Origin of the sequence: uncultured Nitratireductor sp. (assembly GCF_913053745.1) — a bacterium.
Classification (GTDB): domain Bacteria; phylum Pseudomonadota; class Alphaproteobacteria; order Rhizobiales; family Rhizobiaceae; genus Nitratireductor.
Window position 1 is genome coordinate 1 of sequence record NZ_CAJXGF010000076.1, and the last position, 21,634, is coordinate 21,634.

The 21,634-nt window shown below is 61.5% G+C and carries 22 protein-coding genes; 8 read left to right on the forward strand and 14 right to left on the reverse strand.

The genetic code is table 11. The features are described from left to right. The 3 genes from QZ638_RS13380 to QZ638_RS13390 form a co-directional block, all read right to left on the reverse strand. A partial coding sequence (locus tag QZ638_RS13380; RefSeq protein ID WP_295811260.1) for an ABC transporter permease occupies positions 1–863 on the reverse strand: 863 nt, incomplete at its 3' end. Then, on the reverse strand, positions 860–1,807 hold the full coding sequence (locus QZ638_RS13385; protein WP_295811262.1) for an ABC transporter permease: 948 nt from the start codon (positions 1,805–1,807) through the stop codon (positions 860–862). The genes QZ638_RS13380 and QZ638_RS13385, both read right to left, overlap by 4 nt. Positions 1,808–1,989: 182 nt before the next feature. Further along, positions 1,990–3,546, reverse strand: coding sequence for an ABC transporter substrate-binding protein (locus QZ638_RS13390; RefSeq protein WP_295811264.1), 1,557 nt, complete (start codon positions 3,544–3,546; stop codon positions 1,990–1,992). 138 nt (positions 3,547–3,684) lie between these two features. Here QZ638_RS13390 and QZ638_RS13395 point away from each other — a divergent pair, with 138 nt between their 5' ends. After that, positions 3,685–4,923: a Zn-dependent hydrolase gene (locus QZ638_RS13395; protein ID WP_295811267.1), complete on the forward strand. Its 1,239-nt coding sequence runs from the start codon at positions 3,685–3,687 to the stop codon at positions 4,921–4,923. Positions 4,924–4,941: 18 nt separating this feature from the next. Here QZ638_RS13395 and QZ638_RS13400 read toward each other — a convergent pair whose 3' ends face one another. The 8 genes from QZ638_RS13400 to QZ638_RS13435 form a co-directional block, all read right to left on the reverse strand. Next, the gene (locus tag QZ638_RS13400) at positions 4,942–5,265 is read right to left on the reverse strand and encodes a hypothetical protein (protein WP_295811269.1); all 324 of its coding nucleotides are present in this window, start codon (positions 5,263–5,265) and stop codon (positions 4,942–4,944) included. 19 nt (positions 5,266–5,284) lie between these two features. Continuing rightward, positions 5,285–5,980, reverse strand: a complete 696-nt coding sequence (locus QZ638_RS13405; protein ID WP_295811271.1) for an orotate phosphoribosyltransferase — start codon at positions 5,978–5,980, stop codon at positions 5,285–5,287. Positions 5,981–6,080: 100 nt separating this feature from the next. After that, the gene (locus QZ638_RS13410) at positions 6,081–7,364 is read right to left on the reverse strand and encodes a Zn-dependent hydrolase (protein ID WP_295811272.1); all 1,284 of its coding nucleotides are present in this window, start codon (positions 7,362–7,364) and stop codon (positions 6,081–6,083) included. Next, the gene (locus QZ638_RS13415) at positions 7,361–8,305 is read right to left on the reverse strand and encodes a dihydroorotate dehydrogenase (protein WP_295811274.1); all 945 of its coding nucleotides are present in this window, start codon (positions 8,303–8,305) and stop codon (positions 7,361–7,363) included. Before QZ638_RS13415 ends, QZ638_RS13410 begins: the two co-directional genes overlap by 4 nt. Then, a complete protein-coding gene (locus tag QZ638_RS13420) occupies positions 8,299–9,117 on the reverse strand; it encodes a dihydroorotate dehydrogenase electron transfer subunit (protein ID WP_295811275.1) in 819 nt (272 codons plus the stop codon). Before QZ638_RS13420 ends, QZ638_RS13415 begins: the two co-directional genes overlap by 7 nt. Positions 9,118–9,143: 26 nt before the next feature. Beyond that, a complete protein-coding gene (locus tag QZ638_RS13425) occupies positions 9,144–10,430 on the reverse strand; it encodes a TRAP transporter large permease (protein WP_295811277.1) in 1,287 nt (428 codons plus the stop codon). After that, the gene (locus tag QZ638_RS13430; RefSeq protein WP_007010753.1) at positions 10,427–10,927 is read right to left on the reverse strand and encodes a TRAP transporter small permease; all 501 of its coding nucleotides are present in this window, start codon (positions 10,925–10,927) and stop codon (positions 10,427–10,429) included. Before QZ638_RS13430 ends, QZ638_RS13425 begins: the two co-directional genes overlap by 4 nt. A gap of 95 nt (positions 10,928–11,022) precedes the next feature. Further along, positions 11,023–12,048 (reverse strand): TRAP transporter substrate-binding protein, encoded by a 1,026-nt coding sequence (locus QZ638_RS13435; protein WP_295811281.1) that lies wholly within the window; start codon positions 12,046–12,048, stop codon positions 11,023–11,025. A gap of 195 nt (positions 12,049–12,243) precedes the next feature. On the opposite strand from QZ638_RS13435, the gene QZ638_RS13440 reads away from it, so the two are divergent. From QZ638_RS13440 to QZ638_RS13470, 7 genes are all read left to right on the forward strand, one after another. Then, positions 12,244–13,182 (forward strand): helix-turn-helix transcriptional regulator, encoded by a 939-nt coding sequence (locus QZ638_RS13440; protein WP_295811282.1) that lies wholly within the window; start codon positions 12,244–12,246, stop codon positions 13,180–13,182. 96 nt (positions 13,183–13,278) lie between these two features. Next, positions 13,279–14,127 (forward strand): phosphodiesterase, encoded by an 849-nt coding sequence (locus QZ638_RS13445; RefSeq protein ID WP_295811285.1) that lies wholly within the window; start codon positions 13,279–13,281, stop codon positions 14,125–14,127. Positions 14,128–14,252: 125 nt separating this feature from the next. After that, complete coding sequence (locus tag QZ638_RS13450) at positions 14,253–15,581, forward strand: extracellular solute-binding protein (RefSeq protein WP_295811288.1); 1,329 nt, start codon at positions 14,253–14,255, stop codon at positions 15,579–15,581. An 80-nt stretch (positions 15,582–15,661) separates the two neighbouring features. Beyond that, positions 15,662–16,546, forward strand: coding sequence for an ABC transporter permease subunit (locus QZ638_RS13455; protein ID WP_295811292.1), 885 nt, complete (start codon positions 15,662–15,664; stop codon positions 16,544–16,546). Positions 16,547–16,556: 10 nt separating this feature from the next. Beyond that, positions 16,557–17,474 carry an ABC transporter permease subunit gene (locus QZ638_RS13460; protein ID WP_295811293.1) on the forward strand — a complete coding sequence of 306 codons (918 nt, stop codon included), beginning with the start codon at positions 16,557–16,559 and terminating at the stop codon, positions 17,472–17,474. 20 nt (positions 17,475–17,494) lie between these two features. Continuing rightward, positions 17,495–18,643 carry a sn-glycerol-3-phosphate ABC transporter ATP-binding protein UgpC gene (gene ugpC / locus QZ638_RS13465; protein WP_295811296.1) on the forward strand — a complete coding sequence of 383 codons (1,149 nt, stop codon included), beginning with the start codon at positions 17,495–17,497 and terminating at the stop codon, positions 18,641–18,643. Continuing rightward, positions 18,640–19,497, forward strand: a complete 858-nt coding sequence (locus QZ638_RS13470) for an endonuclease/exonuclease/phosphatase family protein (RefSeq protein ID WP_295811298.1) — start codon at positions 18,640–18,642, stop codon at positions 19,495–19,497. Before ugpC ends, QZ638_RS13470 begins: the two co-directional genes overlap by 4 nt. A 22-nt stretch (positions 19,498–19,519) precedes the next feature. On the opposite strand, the gene QZ638_RS13475 is transcribed toward QZ638_RS13470, so the two are convergent. From QZ638_RS13475 to QZ638_RS13485, 3 genes are all read right to left on the reverse strand, one after another. After that, positions 19,520–20,266 (reverse strand): ABC transporter ATP-binding protein, encoded by a 747-nt coding sequence (locus QZ638_RS13475; protein WP_295811302.1) that lies wholly within the window; start codon positions 20,264–20,266, stop codon positions 19,520–19,522. Next, positions 20,263–21,069 (reverse strand): ABC transporter ATP-binding protein, encoded by an 807-nt coding sequence (locus QZ638_RS13480; protein ID WP_295811305.1) that lies wholly within the window; start codon positions 21,067–21,069, stop codon positions 20,263–20,265. The genes QZ638_RS13475 and QZ638_RS13480 overlap by 4 nt, the downstream gene beginning before the upstream one ends. Continuing rightward, a partial coding sequence (locus QZ638_RS13485) for an ABC transporter permease (protein ID WP_295811307.1) occupies positions 21,066–21,634 on the reverse strand: 569 nt, incomplete at its 5' end. The genes QZ638_RS13485 and QZ638_RS13480, both read right to left, overlap by 4 nt.

Genomic DNA, 21,634 nt, shown 5'->3' on the forward strand with positions numbered 1-21,634 from the left:
AGGCGCGGGTCAAGCACGTCGCGAATGCCGTCACCGAGCAGGTTGATGCTCATCACCAGCACGAAGATCATGATGCCGGGAATGATCGAGGCATGCGGCGCGGTAAAGAGCTGGGCGCGAGCCTGGCCGAGCATGGACCCCAGATCGGAGGTCGGCGGCTGTGCGCCCAGACCGAGGAAGGAAAGGCCTGCGGTTTCAAGGATCATCCAGCCCACCGTGGTGGACATGGTGATGACGATGACCGGCAACACATTGGGCAGCACTTCGGTAAAAAGAATGGCTGGATGGCTCTTGCCGGAAAGGCGCGCCGCGTCGACGAATTCGCGATTGCGGATGGATACCGTCACGCCGCGGATATTGCGGGCAAAGAAGGGAATATTGACGATGGCGATGGCGTAGAGCGCATTGAGCAGACCCGGTCCCAGCGCCGCCACGATGGCAATGGCGAGCAGGATATAGGGGAAGGCCATCAGCATATCGACAAAGCGCATCAGCACGCTGTCGGTCGCACCGCGCGCATAGCCGGCCACCAGCCCGATCAGCGAGCCGAAAATGGCCGCAAGCGCGGTGGCACTGACGCCGACGATCAGCGAGACCTGCGTGCCCCAGATCAGCCGCGAGAGAATATCGCGGCCCAGATGGTCGGTGCCGAGCAGATGCCCATCGGCAAAGGGCGGCAGCAGGCGGTTGGGCTGGTCGGTAATATCGGGATTGGGCAGCGGCAGCACCGGCGCCAGCACGGCGAGAACGACGATGAAGCCGAACAGGAACAGGCCCGCCGCCGCGAGACGATTGGCCATCAGCAATTGCCAATTGCTGCGGCGCTTGCGGGGCTCGGGGGCGGTAAGGGTCATGTCGGTCATGCCTTGAGCCTCGGGTCGAGCATGGCCTGGGCAACGTCGGCCAAGAGGTTGACGAGGACGTAAAGGGTGGCGGCAACCAGCACGCCGCCCTGCACCAGCAGCAGGTCGCGGGTGGACACGGCCTTGACCAGCATCTGCCCCAGACCCGGCCACTGGAACACGGTTTCGATATAGACGGCGCCACCGAGCACGAAACCGGCCTGAATGCCGATCACCGGAATGATCGAGACCAGTGCGGCGCGAAAGGCGTGCCGGTAGATCACCGCGTTTTCGCTGAGCCCCTTGGCCCGAGCGGTGCGGATGAAATCCTGGCGCAGCACTTCGAGCATAGCCGCACGGGTGAGGCGCGCGACGACGCCCGTCGCGACGATGGCCAGCGTGCCGGCGGGCAGGATCAGGTGGCGCAGCAGGTCGGGCAGATCGCCGCCGCCATAGACGGCGTACATGCCCGAGGCGGGCAGTAGTCGCCATTGCACGGCAAAGAACAGGATAAAAACCAGTCCCAGAAAGAATGCCGGCATGGAAATGCCGATCAGCACGAAGAAGGTGACGATGCGGTCGGTCCAGCCGAACTGGCGCACGGCGGAGACGATGCCGGCAAAAATGCCAAGCACTGAACAGATGAGCAGCGAGGCACCGGCCAGGACCAGCGTGGCACCGAAGCGGTCCAGCACTTCATCGATGACAGGACGATTGAGAATGTAGGAGCGGCCGAAATCGCCCTGCAGCAAATTGCCGATCCAGATGACGTATTGCTCGGGCCAGGAGCGGTCGAGCCCCAGGGCGCGATTGATGCGCTCGACATTGTCCGGGGTGGCATAGGAGCCGAGCAGGGCCTGGGCCGGATCACCGGGTATGAGCTTCATCACCAGGAAGACGATGATGGACAGACCCAGGATGACCGGGATCGCGGCCAGAAGGCGCTTGCCGATATAGGCAGTCATGTGTGGTCCTCCTATGGCTGCGGGGCGCCGAGACATCCCCTCACTGGCCTGCGCGACGCTCCGGCCACCTCTCCCCAAGGAGAGAGGCATAAATGCCGAACGCAGGGCCCGTTTTTCTCCACCTTGGGGAGAAGGTAGTCCGATAGGCCGGGTGAGGGGCATACCCCTCACCCGGCACAACCCTATGGCTTGGAGACGTCGCGCAACACCAGGCCGAAGTCCGGCTGCAGCTCGAAGTCTTCGACGGCACTGGTCACCACGGCATTCTGTTTCCAGTTGGCCACGAAGAGCCAGGGGGCGTCCTCGTTGGTGAGCGCCTGGACCTGCTTGTAGAGCTCTGCGCGCTCGTCCGGATCGGTCGAGACACGAGCCTGATCGAGCAGTTCGTCCACTTCCGGGTTGGAATAATAGGACGAGTTGAACCCGCCTTCTTCCGGCCAGGCCGCCGTGCGCAAGGTGAGGAAGGGCAGTGTGTCGGGGTCGGAGGTCATCCAGGCCATTTCGGCCATGTCGGCCTTGCCTTCCAGACCCGGATTCACCTTACCCAGGAACGTGTTCCACTCATAAGTCTCGATGTTGACCTTCATGCCGACGGCCTGCAGGTCCGCCTGGATGGCGGTGCCCATGGCGATGGGGTCGAGCATACCGGAGCCACCCTCGGTAACGTAGAAGGTGAGCTCCTCGCCATCATAGCCGGCTTCCTCGAGAAGCTGCTTGGCCTTCTCCGGGTCGTAAGGATAGGGTTGAAGCTCATCATTATAGGCCCAGGCGAAGGCCGGCGGCGTCGGACCCGCCGCCACTTCCGCCGTGCCCTGCAGAATGTTCTCGACAAGCGCTTTCTTGTTGATGGCGTAGTTCGCGGCCTGACGGACGGCCTTTTCGGCGAACGGTCCCTCCTTCATGTTGAGGATCAGGAACCAGACGTGCGGGCCGGCTTGTTCGTAGACACTGAAGTTCGCATCGTCCCGAAACTGCTGCAGGCTGTCCGGCGGCACCTCCACCATCACGTCGAGCCCGCCGGAAAGCATTTCGGCGATGCGGGTGTTGGTGTCAGTGATCGGCCGGTAGATAACAGCCTCCAGAGGCGGCGCTCCATCCCAATAGTCTTCATTGCGCGTAACGACGACGCGCGAGTTTGCCTGCCATTCCTCGAACTTGAAGGCGCCTGTGCCGACCGGATTGCGACCAAAATCCTTGCCGTTCTCCTTCACCGCCTCGGGCGAAACGATGAGCCCTGTCGGATAGGCGAGGTTGGAAAGGAATGGTGCGAAGGGCTCCTTGAGCTTGAACTCGACGGTCAGGTCGTCGACCGCAGTAACCTCTTCCACGGCCGAGAAATAGAAAGCCAACGGGAACGGTCCCGTGTCGTGATAAGGATGGTCCTCCTTCAGCATGCGGTCGAAATTGAACTTGACCGCTTCGGCGTTGAGCGGCGTGCCATCGTGGAAGGTCACGCCCTCGCGAAGCTTGAAGGTGTAGGTGATGCCGTCGTCCGAGATCTCCCAGCTTTCGGCAAGTGCCGGTTCGGGCTCCAACGTCCCGTCCTTGTAGCGGGTAAGACCGTCATAGACATTCATGAGAATGCGGAAGTCGTTAACGGCTGTCACCGCATGCGGATCGAGCGACTTCGGCTCGGCGATCTGCCCCACCACGAGAACATTGGGCGGGGTTTGCGAAAATGCCGGCAACGCAAAGAGCATCGACGCGGCGGTGATGGCGGCTGCGATCAGTCTTCTCATGGAGGCTCCTCCGATTATTGCCTATAATTAATCCCGATAATCTACAAACTGGCAACCATTTATTATAATAAATTCACAAAGTACCCGCCCCTTGAATATGTCTAGCGAGACAAGCACTTGAAAAGACAGGCAGAAAACATGGTCACCACACCACGCATCAACTCAACGCGCTTGCGTGCCCTGCTCGACGGTGTGAACGCCTTCGGTCACAATCCGAAAACGGGCGGCTACAATCGACCTGGGTATGGTGATGCAGACATGGCAGTACGCACCTGGTTTCTGGAGCAGATGCGCGCTGACGGATTGGCCGTGTACTGCGACCCCGTGGCCAACCTGTTCGGCCGATACGGGCCGCCGGACGGCCCATGCATAATGGCCGGATCGCACCTCGACACCGTGCCGGAGGGTGGCGCTTTCGACGGCGCGCTTGGCACCTGCGTGGCGCTCGAATGCGTGCGCGCCATGCGAGACGCCGGCATCAAACCGGCAAAGGCGGTAGAGGTTGTGGCAACAGCGGAGGAAGAAGGCCGTTTCGGCGGTATGCTGGGTTCCCAGACCATCGCCGGCACGGTGCGTCGGGAATGGCTGGAGCAGGCGCGCGATGCGGACGGCGTGCGACTGACAGAAGCGATGAAAAAGCAGGGACTGGATGCCTCAAGAGCGCTTAAAGCTGCACGCCCGACCGGTAGCGTGGATGCCTTTCTGGAACTGCACATCGAGCAGGGGCCGGTGCTGGAAGAGGCGGGAATACCGGTTGGCATCGCCGACAGCGTTGCCGGCGTGATCAATCTGGCGGTCTCGCTTGAGGGACGTGCGAATCATTCCGGCACAACACCAATGTCGATGCGCGCCGATGCCTTTCTGGGTCTCTCGGCGGTCGGTCAGGCGGTGCATACGGTAATCGCCGAGCTCGGAACGGCCCGCAGCCGCATCACAATCGGCAAGGTCGATCTTCAACCGAATTTCATTCACACCGTGCCCGGCCGTGCCGACTTCGTCATCAATGTTCGCGACACGGACGCGTCAAGGATGGCTGCTATGGCAAGGGCGATGGAACATACGGTAAAGCAGGCGGCGGAAGCCAATGGGCTTACGTTTTCCATCGAAGAGCAAAGCCGCATGGAGCCTGTGCGCCTCGATGGAACGCTTGCCGAGCTTTTCGAGGAAGAGGCGCGCCACCTGAATTTGAGGGCGCTTACCATGCCTTCAGGCGCGGGACACGACGCCCAAACGATGCAGACGCTCTGTCCCTCTGGGCTGATCTTCGTCCCAAGCCGGGGCGGCATCAGCCATGCCCCGGAGGAATGGACGGACTGGGCGGACATCGAACAGGGAGCCGAACTCATGCTCGCCGCACTCGTCCGGCTCAGCCGTTGAGTTGATGAACGACAAAAATCAACTCCTGATTGTAGCGGCTAGCCGCGCGGAGGCGTTGTTAAGCGCAGCGAGCTTCGCATCGCCGGCCCCGTCCTTGTAAGCAGCGTCCAGCGTGTTCACGATCTCGGTGAAGAGTTCAAGTTCCTCATCCGCGGCCGTCATGGTCAGCGGCTGGTCGTCATAGGCTTCCACGAAACGCTGAGCGGCATAGGCGATCAGCAGAAGGGCGGCCGCGTTTTCCGGCTCGCTGGTGATGCGGGCATGGGCCTTGACCGCGCAGCCTTCATAGGCACGAACGCTTCCGCCCTGCTCGTTCAGATCCTTCAAAAACGTATCAAACATGATCCAGGTCCTTTGGGATTTACTGCGGCAGTTCTGAAATGCCGCCATGGTTCGCCGACCATTCGGTCGGCGCATTCAGGAATTTTTCGACCTCGGCGATCGTTTCCGGCGAAAATCGGTTCTCTTCCTTGCAGACGGCCAGCACATCCCACCAGGTCGCGAGATGATGCAAGCGCATGCCGGCGGCTTCAAGCCGCTTCGGCGTGTCGGGGAAGATGTCGTAGTAGAAAACCGCGAACGTGTCGGTGACCTGCGCGCCGGTGCGGGCCACGGCCTCGGCAAACTTGATCTTGCTGCCGCCATCGGTGGTCAGGTCCTCGACCAGCAGCACGCGTGCGCCTTCGCTCAGCGCGCCCTCGATCTGCGCATCGCGGCCAAAGCCTTTCGGCTTCTTGCGCACATATTGCATGGGCAACCCCATCCGATCCGAAAGCCACGCGGCAAAGGGAATGCCTGCCGTCTCGCCGCCGGCGACGGCATCGAACTGCTCGAAGCCGACATCGCGGAAGATGACCGAGGCCGCGAAATCCATGATAGCGGCGCGAACGCGCGGATAGGAAATCAGCTTGCGGCAGTCGATATAGACCGGACTTGCAAGACCAGACGTGAAGGTGAACGGCTGCTCGGCGCGAAAATGCACCGCTTCGATCTCCAGAAGCATGCGGGCGACCATCTGCGAAATGGCCGTCCGGTCGGGAAAGGTGTTGGAGAACATGTCGTGGTCCTGTTCGTTGATCGGGCCTTTTCGCTAACAGCTATCTCCTGCCTGAGCCAGCCCGGCAATGCAGGGATTCGCGTGCGGGAGAAACCAAACGCTACTCCGCCCTCGCAAGAAAGGCGGAAAGGATGTCCACGCCGGCAAGGAAATCGTCGATCTCCATTGCTTCCTGCGGATTGTGCGAGCCATTGCGGTTGCGCACGAACACCATGGCGGCAGGAACGCCGGCTCCAGCGAACACGGCAGCGTCATGCCCGCCGCCGCTCGGCATGACGAAGGGCTCCTGCCCCACCTGGCGCATGGCCTCTTCGAGCCCTGCAACGAGCCCCCTGTCACACAGCGCCGGTTCCACACGAAGCTCTTCGCCAAGATCGAACCGCACCCGGCGGTCGCGTTCGATCTCCTTGATCTCGCTCTTCAGAAGCGCGCGCATGTCGTCCAGCGTTTCCGGCTTCTGGCTGCGGATGTCGAGACTGAAGGACACGCTGTCGGGGATGCGCGACATGGCGTGTTTGTCCGGATCCGTTGCCACGATGCCGCTGGTGAGCACCAGATCGTCGCCCTTGTTCAGGATCGTCGTCCAGCTTTCATCGAGCCGCACCAGAAGATCGGCCATGGCGAGAACCGGATCGCGGCGGTAGGCCTTCGGCACCGCGCCGGAATGGCCGGCCTCACCGTGGCAGGTGATCGCGCGGTAGCGAATATTGCCACGAATGCCCGAGACGGCGGCGGCCGGAATGTTCTTGCCGATCAAGAGCGGTCCCTGCTCGATGTGGAGTTCGAGATAGGCCTCCATGCGGCTGACATCCATGAGCGGCTTTTGCGCCCGGATATCTTCGACCGGCAGGCCGATATCGGCCATGTGCGCTTCCAGCGTGCGACCATCGCCCTTGTGGGTTTCTTCAAGCTCGCGCTTTGAGAGCGTGCCCGTGAGCACTTTCGAGCCGATATAGCACGGGCCGAACCAGGCGCTTTCCTCACCACGCATGGCAAGCACATGCACTGGCTTCGCAAACCGGCGACCCTCGCGCCGGGCACGGATCAGGCAGATGAGACCAGCGACAACACCGGCCAGCCCGTCGAAATTCCCGCCGAAAGGCACGCTGTCCACATGCGAACCGACGACGACGACACGCTCCGCATCGCGGTCCTCCGGAAGCGAGAAAAGCGCGTTGCAGCCTGCATCGTACCAGACCGCCAGCCCCTCGGCCTTCGCGACATCCTCGAGATATTTCAGCGTCTGCGTCTCGATCTTCGAAAAAGCCGGGCGGCTGACGCCTTCCACATCGGGCGACAGACGCGCAACATCGTCGAAGAGCCGCGCGGCCAACGCATGGTCCTGCGCCCGGACGTCGGCGAAGGGGGCGGGCTGGGCATTCATGGCGCTGCTTCCATGAAGACGACAGCCTCGTCCTGTTCGCCATCGATGACGGAGCCGATCAGGTCTTTCACCGAGGAAAGCCCCTGCCCTGCAAGCCAGTCTTCAAGCCCGTCGATCAGCGCGATCATGGCCGTGGGATGAATGAACGTGGCGGTGCCGACCTGCACGGCGGATGCGCCGGCGATCAGATATTCGATCACGTCTTCAACGGTGGAGATGCCGCCGCAGCCGATAACGGGAATCTTGGTCGCCCGTGCGCACTGATAGGCCATGCGCAGCGCGATAGGCTTCAGGCTGGGGCCCGACAGGCCACCCATGAGATTGCCGAGCTTGGGCCGGCGTGTGTTGATGTCGATGGCCATCGAAAGGATGGTGTTGGCCACCACCAGCGCATCGGCGCCACCCTCTTCCGCGGCGCGCGCCACTTCCGAGGTTTCGCCCGTATTGGGTGTGAGTTTCGCCCAGAGCGGCAGCTCGGTCGCCGCGCGCAGCTTGCGCATCACGTCATGGGTGGAAGATGGGCGGATGGCGAACGCCTTGCCGTCTTCCTCGATGTTCGGGCACGAAATGTTCACTTCGATGGCCGCGACGCCGGGAACGCTTACCTCCGAACACAGCGTTGCGAATTCATCGGCCGTGTTGCCGGAAATGGAAACGACGAGCGGCGTCTCGTAATGCGCGTAGAACGGAACGACCTTCTCGATGAAGGCACCGACGCCCTTGCTCGGAATGCCGATGGAGTTGAGCATCGATCCGTTCACCTCGCAGACGCGCGGCGTCGGATTGCCATCGCGCCAGCCATGGGTGATGGTCTTGGTCACATGTGCGCCAAGCCGGTCGAGATCGAACACCTCTGCAAGATCCTCGGAGAAGGTGCCGGATGCCGGCATGATCGGGTTCTTGAGTTTAAGCCCGGAAATATCGACCGAAAGATCTACCATGCGATCGCCTCCATCATGTCGAAGACGGGGCCTTCGCGGCAAACGCGCAGATGCACCTGCCGGTCGCCGCGATTGAACGGACGCACGCAGCAATGGCACATGCCGATGCCGCAGGCCATCTGCTGCTCCAGCGCGATCTGGCCGGGTATGCCATGCCGCTCGCCGATAGTCTGCAACAGTCTAAGCATGCGGTTGGAGCCGCAAGTGTAAAACGCATCGGCACGTCCGGCCGCGATCAGCCCCTCGATGACCCGTTCGAGATTGTCCAGATCGGACGTGCCTTCCGCGTCGGTCAGGGTGATGACGTCTGCGCCCAGCGACGCGAAATAATCCGTCGACATCAGATAATCGGGATGGCGCGCGCTGCAGATTGCGGTGAGCCTGCGGCCAAGACGGTTGGCCTCCAGCGCCAGCGGAGCAAGCGTGGCAAGCCCGACGCCACGCGCCACCAGCACAAGATCCTGCCAGTCATCGGCAATGGTGAAGGGTTCGCCGAGGGGTCCGAGCACGTTGAGCCGGTCGCCGAGCGCCAGCGTGGCCAGAGCGCGCGTGCCAGCACCCGTCACCTTGTAGAGGAAATGCAGCTCCCCCTTCTCGGGATAGAAGCCGTAAATGCTCATGGGCCGGCGCAAATAGGGCGTCTCACCACCGGCCTGCGGGCAAAGCAGATGGAAGAACTGACCTGCCCGGCAGCGCTTCAATATATCGTGCGGCGCTGCAAGAAGCAGAAGACGGTATTCGCCATTGACCGACTCGTTGCTCTTGACCGAGAGCGGCAGCTCGAAAGCCTTGATTGACGGCACGTCGTCCATCGTTTCAATCCTTTCTGGCATTCCCGTCAGCCGAACACGAGGTTGGGCAGGAAGGTGGAAATGTCGGGCACATAGGTGATGATCGCCAGCACGATGAGGTTCGCGATGATGAAGGGCCACAGGCCCGAAATGATCGTCAGAACCGGCTTGGAGAGCGTCGAGGACGCCACAAAAATGTCGAGGCCGAAGGGCGGCGTGATCATGCCAATCGAAATGTTCAGCGTGACGATCATGCCGAAATGAACCGGATCGATACCGAGCGCCGTGGCCACGGGATAAAGCGGCGGAACGAGGATCAGGAGCGCCGAATTCGGATCGATGAACATGCCCGCGATCAGGAAGCTGATGTTCACAATCAGGAGGAACATGATCGGCCCGGCATGGATTGCGTCGAGAAACGCCGTGATCGCCGATGGCACCTGCGCCAGCGTGATGAAGTAGGAGAGCAGGCCGCCCATCGCCAAGAGAACGAAGATGATGGCGGTGGAGATCGCCGCACGCTCCGTGACGGCAAAAAGCTTGCGCAGCGTCAGTTCGCGGAAGATCACGCCTTCCACGAAAATGGCGTAGACGACGCTCGCGGCTGCCGCCTCGGTGGGTGTGAAATAGCCGCTATAGATGCCGCCCAGAATGATGATCGGCATGCCGAGCGCCCAACCCGCCTCGCGGATCGCGACAAGGCGCTCGCGCCAGCTTGTGCGCGGACCGCGCTCGACGCCGGAGCGGCGCGCTTCGATTGCCGCCATGATGGCGAAGGCAAGGCCAAGCACCAGCCCGACGGCAAGACCGCCGACAAACAGCTTGGCTACCGACGTACCCGTCATCCAGCCATAGATTATGAAGGTGATGGACGGCGGAATGAGGAGCGCCGTCTCGGCGCTTGAAACGATCAGACCGAGCGAGAATTTGTCGCTGAACCCGACCTTGCGCATCTCCGGGTAGACCATGCGCGCCATGGCCGCGACGGTGGCCGGCGCGGAGCCGGAGACCGAACCGAACGCCATGGAGCCGCCAATGGTGGTGTAACCCATGCCACCGCGCAGATGGCCGACCAGCACCTTGACGAGGCCGGTGAGGCGACGCGCGATCTGCCCCTCGCCCATAAGCTCGGCAGCGAGAATGAAGAAGGGGATGGCCAAAAGCGTCGTGTGGTTGATGCCGCCGAGAACCTTCTGGATCACCACCGGATCGGGAAGGTTTCCGTAGAAGAATTCCTTGATCATCAGCGCCGGCACGCCGAGCACGAGAAACATCTCGAAACCGAGGACCAAAAGCAGGACCGCGACGATGATGACGAGTGCGAAAAGGATCATTGTTCCTCCGACGCTTGTCCGGCGAAACGATCGATGCGGCCGAAAAAGCTGAGCGCGAAGCGCAGCGCCATGAGCGCAAAACCGATGGTGGGCGCGAGATAAATCCAGAAGACCGGAATGTTCAGCGTCGGGCTCTTCTGGCCCATGCCGTAAACGAAGGCGGTCATCTGGTAGCCGAGCCAGACGAGATAGATGCAGAACACGAAGCCGACCGCGTCGACGATCTTTCTGAGCGGCAGGCCCGTGGCCCGCGCGATGCGGTCGCGCCAGGTGTGAACGCCGGCGTGACGCCCTTTCTCAAGGGCAAGACCGACCGTGAGAAAGACGAGGAAGAGGCTCATCAGCCGCACGGCTTCCTCGACCCAGGCGAACTCGGAGGCAAAGGTGCCGCCGACCTGCCGGGCGAGCACATTGGCGAAGTAGAGCGCGACCATGACAAGGAAGATGGAGACCGCTGCGACGCGCTCGGCTGTTCTGATGATGGCAAGTGCTTTCAAGGTCTCATTCCTTGGAAAAAAGGGAACCGCTGCCGGGCTCACGGAGGAGCCCGGCATATGAAAGTCAATGCTTTGGTTCGGCTTGGAGGCGGGGCTTACTGTGCGCCTGCCGCCTCATACTCTTTTTCGTAGATGGCGATCAGCTTCTCGCCCTCTTCGCCGGCACGCTCGATATAGGCGGCACGAGCTGCCGGGTACATCTTTTCGCGGAACGCGGCCTTCTCTTCATCGCTCATCTCGCGGATCTCGATGTCGGATCCTTTGATTTCCTCGAGCGCCGCGGCAACCGCCTCGGCCTTGTGGTCGATCAGTTCGGGAATGACCTCGTTGAAGGCATCGACGATTGTCTTCTGATGCTCCTCGGGAAGGCTGGCCCACCAGGCCGGGTTGAAGAGGATCACGTCTTCCATCGCGCCGTGATCGGAAAGCACGAGGTGGTTCTGCACTTCGTAAAACTTCATGCGCTGGATCGTGTCGAGCGGGTTTTCCTCGCCATCGACAACGCCGGTCTGAAGCGCGGTGTAAAGCTCGCCGAACGGCAGCGCGATGGCCGATGCGCCAAGCGAGTTGAACTGCTCGATCAGGATGTTGGAATCCATCACGCGGAACTTCTGGCCGGCGAAGTCCTCAAGGCTTGCAAGCGGCTTGGAAGAGGTAAAGTTCTTCTTGCCGTTGGGCCACAGGCCGATGCAGGTCACGCCGCGCGAATTGAAGCTTTCGCAAAGTGCCTCGCCGAACGCACCGCTGCGGATCTCCTGTGCGGTCTCGTCATTGTCGGGAAGCAGGAAGGGGATGTCCATGATGGAGACGGCCGGGTTGAAGCCGCCAAGGAAGGCAGCCGGAGCCACCGTTGCCTCAAGCGTTCCAAGCTGGACGCCCTCGGTCATTTCGCGCTGCTGACCGAGCTGGCCCTGCGGAAAAAGCTGAAATTCCACCGCCCCGTCGGTGCGCTCATTGACCAGCTTGGCCACCTTCTCGAGATGAACGTGGCGCGACTGCTGCGCCGATTCCAGATGACCGATCTTGGCCACGAAATCCGCAGCGAAGACGCCTGTCGCGAATCCCGCGCCAGCCACGCCCATCACGGCCGTTGCAGCCAATCTACGAATGAGATGATTCATTGTTCCGCCTCCATTGCTTTTTTGAACAAGCAAACTACGAGCCCAATCCTAGGCTGTCAACGAAATTCTCAATTTTGAGACGATTTACTATTTCGTCCAATTTATGATCTTTCAGTGCTAATTTGAGCATACGCGTTGACAAGCCGCCACAGCGCACCCGATAACGGAAGGGGCCGGAACTTGCGAGAAAAAAGCGTGCCACAAGGCGACTTCATCAGATTCAGCGACATTGGCGCTCGCCTGCGTGCTTATCGGCTAGGAAAGAGCCTCGCGCCCGACGAACTGGCAGAGAAATTGGGAATCTCGCGCGCTGCACTCTACCGCGCGGAGAAAGGCGAAATCCGCAAAATCGAGATGCTGACCAGCATTGCTCAGGAGCTGGGGGTCTCACTGCCCAGCCTGATGGGTGTCGGTGTGGAGTATGTGTCGAGCGCCATCGCCTTCTTCGAGCGCATGCGCCAACTTGAAAGCGACTGTCAGCAGGTGATTGGTCTGTTCAGCCCTGTTTCCTATCTCCTGACGTCGGACGCCTATGATGAGGCGCTGCGGGAGGTGTTGCGCGAATCCGTGCCGCCGGAGGTCGATCCAGAGGGAACGTCGGGGCCCGTCGTGGATGCGCTGCTCGACATCCTGCGCGCGCGCAAGGAAGCGTTTCGTCTCCGCCGGCCGCTGATCGTTAGCCTGATCGCCTCAGCCGATCTTGAAGGGTTCCTTCTGCATGGGTTGATCGGCCGCCACGATCTGCCGCCCGACATCGTCGACAAACGACGCCTTCAGGCACGCCGTGAAGCCGAATACATCCTCGCCATGCTGCGCGAACAGCCGATCGGCATTCAGATCGGCATTGTGCGGGAGCCGGTGCCCGCGACCAGTTTTCAGATCTTTCGCCAGCAAGACCGTTCGGTCCTGGCCATCAGCCCCTTCCGGCTCGGGGAGCAGCCCAACATTCGCGTAGGGGTGGCGCTCATCACTTCGGCGCCCGAAGCCATGGCCCTGCATGAAGACATCGCCGAACGGCTTTGGGGTGACGCGTTGAAAGGCGATGAAGCGGCGGGCTACCTCGAGACAATGATCGAGAAATACGCAATCGCCGCTGCGCCTGACCGGCACCCCGGTCACCCCCCTGTAATATAGCCGCAACAAATCTGTCAGCCGTCCGACACAGGGCGATGATACCCGCTGTGTAATGGCCATCCGGCCCGAAAAAACACAAAGGACAGCGGGGCAATCATGCTGAAATTCATCGTCATGAGCGACATCCATCTTTCTCCCGAAGGGGTCGCCACCAACGGGCTGGACACGACCAAGCGCCTTCAGGCGGCAATCGACAGCGCCAACACCAATCATGGCGATGCGGATTTCTGCATTTTCGCCGGCGACCTTGCCGACCGCGGTGAGGTGCCAGCCTATGAAACCCTGGACCGGATGATTGATCAGCTCAGGATGCCGGTGGTTCTCACGCTCGGCAATCACGATCACCGCGGCCGTTTCAAGGAGGTGTTCGGCACCCTGCACGACGATGAGAACGGCCATATCCAGAAGGCCATCGATGCCAAGGGCTACCGCATCATCGTCATCGATTCCTCCGAGCCGGAGATCGTCAGCGGCGTGCTCTGCGATCAGCGCCTTGCATGGCTTGCCGAACGGCTCGAAGAGGCAAAGGACCAACCCGTCATCATTGTCATGCACCATCATGCAAACGATCTCCACATGCCCGTGGATCAGATCAAGCTGCAGGATTCGGAACGCTTCCTCGACGTGTTGAAAACACATCCCGACATTCGCCAGGTGATTGCCGGCCATGTGCACCGGCAGACGACGGGCCTGTGGCACGGTATCCCGCTGACCACGATTTCGGGCAACCACTATGACGTCAACGCGCATTTGCCGGGCATGCCGGGCGATCCGAAGCGTCTTGATGGTCCGGCCCAATACGCGGTGGTCCTCGCAGACGAAAACAGCACGCTCGTGCACTTCCACGACTATCTCCATCGCCACGCGGAAATGGCCGATGGCCTCTTCGGCAAGCGCCGCAAACATGCGGAAAACGGCGCCGAGCGCGAAAAAGTTGCCGGCTAATCAGACACTTGCCAGCTTTCAAATAAGTTTCATTTTGCGGTCACCCGACTGTCAAAGCGCACCGATAGCCAAGTTGCGACCGGTGCTGGTGCCGGCGACCGCTTCTTCCATCCGAGGGAACCACAATGCAAAAGACACTCATTGCAGGCGCGTTCGCGCTGTTGGCACTGTCCACATCGGCCCAGGCCGAAAAGGTGAAGTTCGAATATTGGTACGGGCTTACCGGCCAGCTCGGCGAGCAGGTCCAGGCCACCTGCGACCGCTTCAACGCCTCACAGGACAAATACGAGATTTCCTGCGTCAGCCAGGGCGACTATGCCACGGCGCTCCAGAACACCATTGCCGCCTTCCGCGCCAAGAAGCACCCGACCATCGTGCAGGGCGTCGAGGTTTCCGCGCCCGACCTGATGCTTTCCGGCCAAGTTTACCCGGCTTACAAGCTGATGGAAGATCACGGCATCGAGATCGACTGGGAGTCCTATTTCCCGGGCATCGCCAATTATTATGCCGATTCGCAGGGCCGCCTCTGGTCCATGCCGTTCAATTCCTCCACGGCGATGATGTATTGGAACGCCGACGCCTACAAATCCATCGGTCGCGACGAAGCGCCGAAGACCTGGGAAGAATATGAGCAGGTTCTGCGCGAATTGAAGGAAGCGGGCAGCGCATGCCCTGCCGGTTACGCGCCATCCTCATGGGTCGACCTGGAGCAGTTCTCCATGGTTCATGGCGAGCCGATCGCCACGAAGAACAACGGCTATGACGGGCTCGACGCCGAAGTGGTGTTCAACACCACCCTCCATGCCAAGCATATGAAAGACATCAAGCGCTGGATCGACGAGGGCCTTCTTCTTATCAAGACACGCGAAACCGGCCTTTCCACGCGCGATGCCTTTGCCGCCGGCGAATGCGCCCATTTCTTCGGCTCCATCGCGAGCCACCAGGCCGTGACCGAGCAGGTCGGTGAAGGCTTTGCGTGGGATGTCGCCATGCTGCCGGTCTATGAGGGCACGGAGCGCAAGAACTCGGTCGTGGGCGGTGCATCGCTCTGGACGCTCTCGGGCAAGACCGATGAGCAGTATCGCGGCGCTGCCGAATATTTCAAATTCCTCGCCAAGCCCGAATCCGCCGAGTTCTGGAGCACTGTGACAGGCTACATTCCGGTGACTGACGAAGGCTTCGACTATCTGGTCGAAAAAGGTTTCTACGACGATCGCCCCTATAAGGGCCGCGAGAAAGCCATTGAATCGCTCACCTACACGCCGGTCACCCCGCTGACCCGTGGCATCCGCCTTGGCAGCTTCGTGCAGATCCGCGCCGAGTGGACCTCTCAGGTGCAGGCGGTCCTGAGCGGCCAGAAGACCCCGCAGGAGGCACTGGACGATGCCGTCGAGCGTTCCAACACGATGCTGCGCAAATTCGAGCGCACCTACAAGGGAAAGACGCTTCCCTGAAGCAGGCCAAACCCAGCGCCGCGGCTCGATGAGCCGTGGCGCGTCCTTTTTCGCCTGTCTCCGCAACCCCCGGAACGTCCATGCAAAAGCGCGCTTATTTCAAGGCCAACTGGCTGGCCTATCTCTTCATTGCCCCCCAGTTGCTGATCATATTCGTGTTCTTCTACTGGCCGGCATCGCAGGCCATGTACTGGGCCTTCACCCTTGAGCAGCCCTTCGGGGGCGGCAATCAATGGGTCGGGCTTGAGAACTTCAAGGCGGTCTTCTCCGACGAGACCTACTGGGCCTCGATCTGGCGCAGCATCGTCTTTGCCGTGCTTTCGACCGGGCTTGCCATGTCCATCGCGCTGGTGCTGGCGCTCTTTGCCGACCGCCAATTGCGCGGCTATCGTTTCTTCCGCGTCGGCATGATCTGGCCCTATGCCATCGCGGCCCCTGCCGCCGCGCTCGCGTTCCGCTTTCTCTTCAATCCGCAGTCCGGTGTCTTTGCCTATCTGAACACGCTGTCGCCCGGCCTGTGGAACCCCGCGCTCTCCGGTGTCGACGCCATGACGGCGATCATCATCACCCAGGCATGGAAACAGGTTTCCTACTCCTTCATCTTCTTCCTTGCAGGTCTCCAGTCCATTCCCCGCTCTCTGATCGAGGCCGGCTCCATGGATGGAGCGCGCGTCATGCGCCGCATGCTCGACCTGCAACTGCCGCTGCTCGCGCCGACCATCTTCTTCCTGCTGGTCATCAACATGACGGATTCCTTCACGGACTCCTTCGGCATCGTCGACATTCTGACCGAAGGCGGCCCGGCCCGCGCCACCGAGCTCATGGTCTACAAGATCTATGTGGATGGCTTTCAGGGGCTCGATTATTCCGGTGCCGCGGCCCAATCGCTGGTGCTCATGGGGCTCGTCATCCTCATGACCTTCTTCCAGTTCCGCTTCATCGAACGCCGCGTGCACTACACGTGAGGAGCAAGCCATGATCGAACGCACCCCCCTCCTCAACATCCTCACGCATGTGATCCTCGTCGCCGGCGCCCTGCTTCTAATTATTCCGATCTGGCTCGCATTCGTCGCCGCCACGCTGACAGTGGCCGAGGTCAACTCGACCAATGTGCATTACCTGCCGGGCGGGGAATTGTGGAACAACCTCACCGCCGCATGGACCCGTGCCGAATTCGGCGTGAAGTTCATGAACTCGATGATCGTCGCCATCGCCGTCGTGATCGGCAAGGTGATCATCTCCGCCATCAGCGCCTTCTCCATCGTTTTCTTCAACTACCGCCTGCGCATGGTGTTCTTCTGGGTGATCTTCATCACCCTGATGTTGCCGCTGGAAGTGCGCATCGTGCCCACCTATTCGGTGGCGGCCAACGCGCTCTACCCGTTCCAGACCATTCTCGATGCAACGGGCATAAGTTGGCTCATCGCGCAGATCTCGGGCGTCGAGCTCTCGCTCGAATGGAACATGCTGAACTCCTATACCGGCCTGATCCTGCCGTTGGTGGCAACGGCGACCGGCACGTTTCTCTATCGCCAGTTTTTCCTCACCATTCCCGACGAGCTGGTGGAGGCGACCAAGATGGACGGCTCCGGCCCGTTCCGCTTCTTCATCGAGGTTCTGCTGCCATTGTCGCGCACCAACATCGCGGCTCTTGCCACCATCATGTTCGTCTATGCGTGGAACCAGTATCTGTGGCCGCTGCTCATCATCACCGACCGGGCCAACTACTCCACCGTGGTGATGGAGTTGCGCCGTCTCATCCCCGGCCCTGACGCCATTGCCGACTGGAATGTCGCCATGGCCGGAACACTCATCGTCATGCTGCCGCCGCTGCTCGTCGTTGTCCTGATGCAACGCTGGTTCGTGCGCGGCCTCATCAGCACCGAAAAATGATCTGAGGGAAACCTGTCGTCATGGCCGATATCAACATTCGCAAAGTCGAGAAATTCTACGGCAAGAACCAGGTCGTTCATGGAGTCGACCTCGACATTCAAAATGGCGAGTTCATCGTCATTCTCGGCCCTTCGGGCTGCGGCAAGTCCACGCTTCTGCGCATGATTGCCGGGCTTGAGGAAATCAGCGCTGGCGAGATCGCCATCGAGAATACGGTAGTCAACAGGCTGGAACCCCGCGAGCGCGGCTGCGCCATGGTGTTCCAGAACTATGCGCTCTACCCGCACATGACCGTGGCGCAGAACATCGGCTACGCGCTGAAAGTCGGCGGCATGCGCAAGGCCGAACGGATGCAGAAGGTGGAAGCCACGGCAAAGAGCCTCGGCCTCGACCAGCTCCTCGACCGCAAACCGGCGCAGCTTTCGGGCGGCCAGCGTCAGCGCGTCGCCATGGGCCGCGCCATCGTGCGGGAGCCGAAAGTCTTCCTGTTCGACGAGCCGCTTTCCAATCTCGACGCCAAGCTGCGCGTGCAGATGCGGCTTGAAATCCGCCGCCTCCACCGCGCGCTGAACGCCACCTCCGTCTTCGTCACGCACGATCAGGTGGAAGCCATGTCTCTCGCCGACCGTCTGGTGGTGATGAACGGGGGCCGGATCGAACAGGTCGGCACGCCGGAAGAGGTCTACCATGCGCCTGCCAGCGTCTATGTCGGCGGCTTCATCGGCTCACCGGCGATGAACTTCCTGCCCTCTGGTGTCTCCGAGGACGGCACGTTTGCGGTGATCGACAACACAAAATTCCGCCTGCCCATCGACCCCAGCATCGGCCAGACCATCGCCGGCCAATCGGTCATCGTGGGCCTGCGGCCCGAGGATCTGAAGATCGTGCCGGAAGCCAACGACCCGCACCTTCTGACCGTCGCCTTCGATTTCTCCGAGGAACAGGGCAGCGGCCGCCTCATGCATGGTCGTCTCGCCGGGCGCGATTTCGTGCTGCATTCCGCCGGGCGCAACCATCCCGCACCCGGCACACCCTGCTCGCTCTCGATTGCGCCCGAAAGCGTGCATCTCTTCGACCCATCGTCCGAGAAACGCATCGTGGCGCAAGCCGGCCCCACCGGAAAATCCGCCGCAGTCAGCCAACCCGATTTTGCCGGAGCCATTCAATGAAGCTCGTCAGCTACAACATCCAGTATTCCAAGGGGAAGGACGAGCAGTTCAACCTCGACCGGATCGTCGCAGAACTCGAGGGCGCGGATCTGATCGCCCTGCAGGAAGTGGAAACCCATTTCCCGCGCACCGGCCTTGTCCATCAGGCGCAGGAGATCGGCGCGCGCCTGCCCGATTACCATTGGGTCTATGGCCCCGGCATCGACATCGACGCCTCGATCGTCGGTGATGACGGCACGGTCACGCACCGCCGCCGGCAGGTCGGCAACATGGTGCTGTCGCGTTGGCCGATCCTTTCCTCCATGAACCATCTCCTGCCCAAGATGGCGTTGACGCACCAGTATCACCAGCAGCGCGCAATGATTGAAACCGTGGTCGTGACGGACGCCGGCCCGCTGCGCTTCTGCTCGGTCCATTTCGATCATATCGGCCCGCAGACGCGGTTACCGCAGGTGCATCATGCGATGGACCTGCTCCTCAACGCCTCCCATCGCGGCTCGGCATGGGGCGGTAAGATCGCTGGCGACTGGTATGAGATCCCGCCGCCGCCCGTGCCCGAGCGCACCATCGTGATGGGCGATTTCAACTTCACGCCCGGCAGCGAGGAATATGCGCTTCTGATCGGCGACCGCTCGGAGAGGCATGGCCGCCTCGTGCAGGATGGCGGATTTACCGATGCATGGATGGCCGCCGGCAATGACGAGGATGAAGGGGTGAGCTTCATCGGCACAGGCGTGCGGATCGACCATTGCGTGGTGAGCTCGAACATGGCCGCGAACGTCAGGCGCGCCTGGATCGACATGGATGCGCAGGGCTCGGACCACCAGCCCCTCTGGGTCGAGATCGAAGCCTGAATCTATATCTCGGGTGCCGGTCTCAGGCCGGCATCCGCGGCACACTCGCAAGCAGCTTCTGCGTATAGGGGTGTTTTGGATTTTCCAGAATGTCGGCGGTCTTGCCGCTTTCGACGACCCGTCCCTTTTCCAGAATGACGATCTCTTCGCACAGTGCAGCGACAACGGCCAGATCGTGCGAAACGAGCAGGATCGTCATCTCTTCCGAAAGCGCCTTGAGAAGATCGACAATGCGCGCCCGCGTCGAGAGATCCAGCGCGCTCACCGCCTCATCGGCAAGGATGAGCTGCGGACGTGCGACGATGGCACGCGCGATGGCGATGCGCTGACGCTGACCGCCGGAAAACTCGTGCGGGTAGCGATCTATGGCGTCTGCCGGCAGGCCGACATCGCGGAGCGCCTTCTCAATCGCCTCCTGATGGGAGCCCGGGATACGCAGCGCCCGCAATGGCTCGGCGATGATGGACTGCACCTTCTGGCGTGGGTCGAGCGAGGAATAGGGATCCTGAAACACCGCCTGAACCGCCTTGCGGTAATCGCGCATGAAGGCGCGGTCACGCGGGTTGAGTTCGGCGTCACCGAATTGAATTCGCCCGCCGGTCGGACGTGCCAGCCCCAGCAAAAGCTTCAGGATCGTGGATTTTCCGGAGCCGGACTCCCCCACCAGCCCCACATTCACGCCGGAGCGAAGGCTGAACGAGACATCGTGCAACACCTGCTGTTTGCGCGAATAGCCGAAGGAGACGTTGTCGAGTGAAATCAGGCTCATCGTGCAGGCCCCAGCGCCTTGTCGAACGCGGTCGCCGCATCGACCAGCGAACGCGTGTATTCATGCTTCGGCCCGTCGAACACGGCATGGACCTCACCACGCTCGATCACTGCGCCGCGCCGCAGCACAACGACGTTTTCCGCCACGCGCGCGACCACCGGCAGATCGTGGCTGATGAAGAGAAGCGCCATGCCCTCTTCCCGCATCAGACCGGACAGAAGATCGAGGATTTCCATCTGCGTGGTGACGTCGAGCGCCGTGGTGGGCTCGTCCGCGATCAGCAGTTTCGGACGGCAGGCAAGCGCCATGGCAATGGCCACACGTTGCCGCTGACCACCGGAAATCTCGTAAGGATAGGACTTCACGATCCGGTCGATGTCGGGAAGCGAGACACGCTCAAGCAGCGACCGCACCTCGCGCGCGACGGCTGCGCGGTCGACCGCCTCGCCCGCGCGGCGGTGCCTGCGAACGACCGGTTCCGCAACCTGCTTCCCCACCCTCATCAACGGGTTGAGCGCGGTCAGCGGCTCCTGAAACACGGTGGCAGCCGTCGCACCACGCAGGGGGATCATCGCATTCTCGGACGCTCCCACCATCTCTTGGCCATCAAGTTTGATGGAGCCCTGAACGCTGAACCCACGCGGCAGGAGGCCGATGGCGGCAAGTGCCGTGAGCGACTTGCCCGAGCCGGATTCGCCGATCAGGCCAAGTCGCTCGCCGGGCGCGATGGAAAAAGAAACGTCGGAAACCAGCGTCTGACCGCCGGTGGAAAGCGTCAGGCCGCGAATATCGAGAAGGCTCATTGCCGGCCTCTCCGGGTCGGGTCGCCCGCGTCGCGCAGACCATCGGCCAAAAGGTTCATGCCGATCACCAGCGTGACCAGCGCGATGCCCGGCGCAATCGCGCCGAAGGGCGCGGTGTAGACGGTGCCCTGCGCCTCCTGAAGGAGACGGCCCCACGAGGCGTTGGGTGGCGGTGCGCCAAGACCGAGATAAGAGAGCGAAGCCTCCGCGATGACCGCGAGACCGAACTGCAGCGCGAAATTCACCGCAAGCATCGGCCATATGTTGGGAAGGAGATGACGGAAGACGATGCTTGGCCAGGAGGCCCCGGCCGTGCGCGCCGCCGTGATGTAATCCATCGACAGGATGCGCTTGGCGAGAATGCGGGTGAGCCGCGCGACAATGGCCGAAATGGCGATGCCCAGCGCAAGCGTGGCCGAAAACAGGCTCGCGCTCTCGGTCGCGGCCACCACCAGCATGGCAAGAAGCAGCGTCGGGAAGGCGATCAGAATGTCGAAGGCGGCAGCCAGAATGTCATCGAGATAACGCGTGGCGAAGGCCGACAGAACGCCAAGCGTGACCCCGA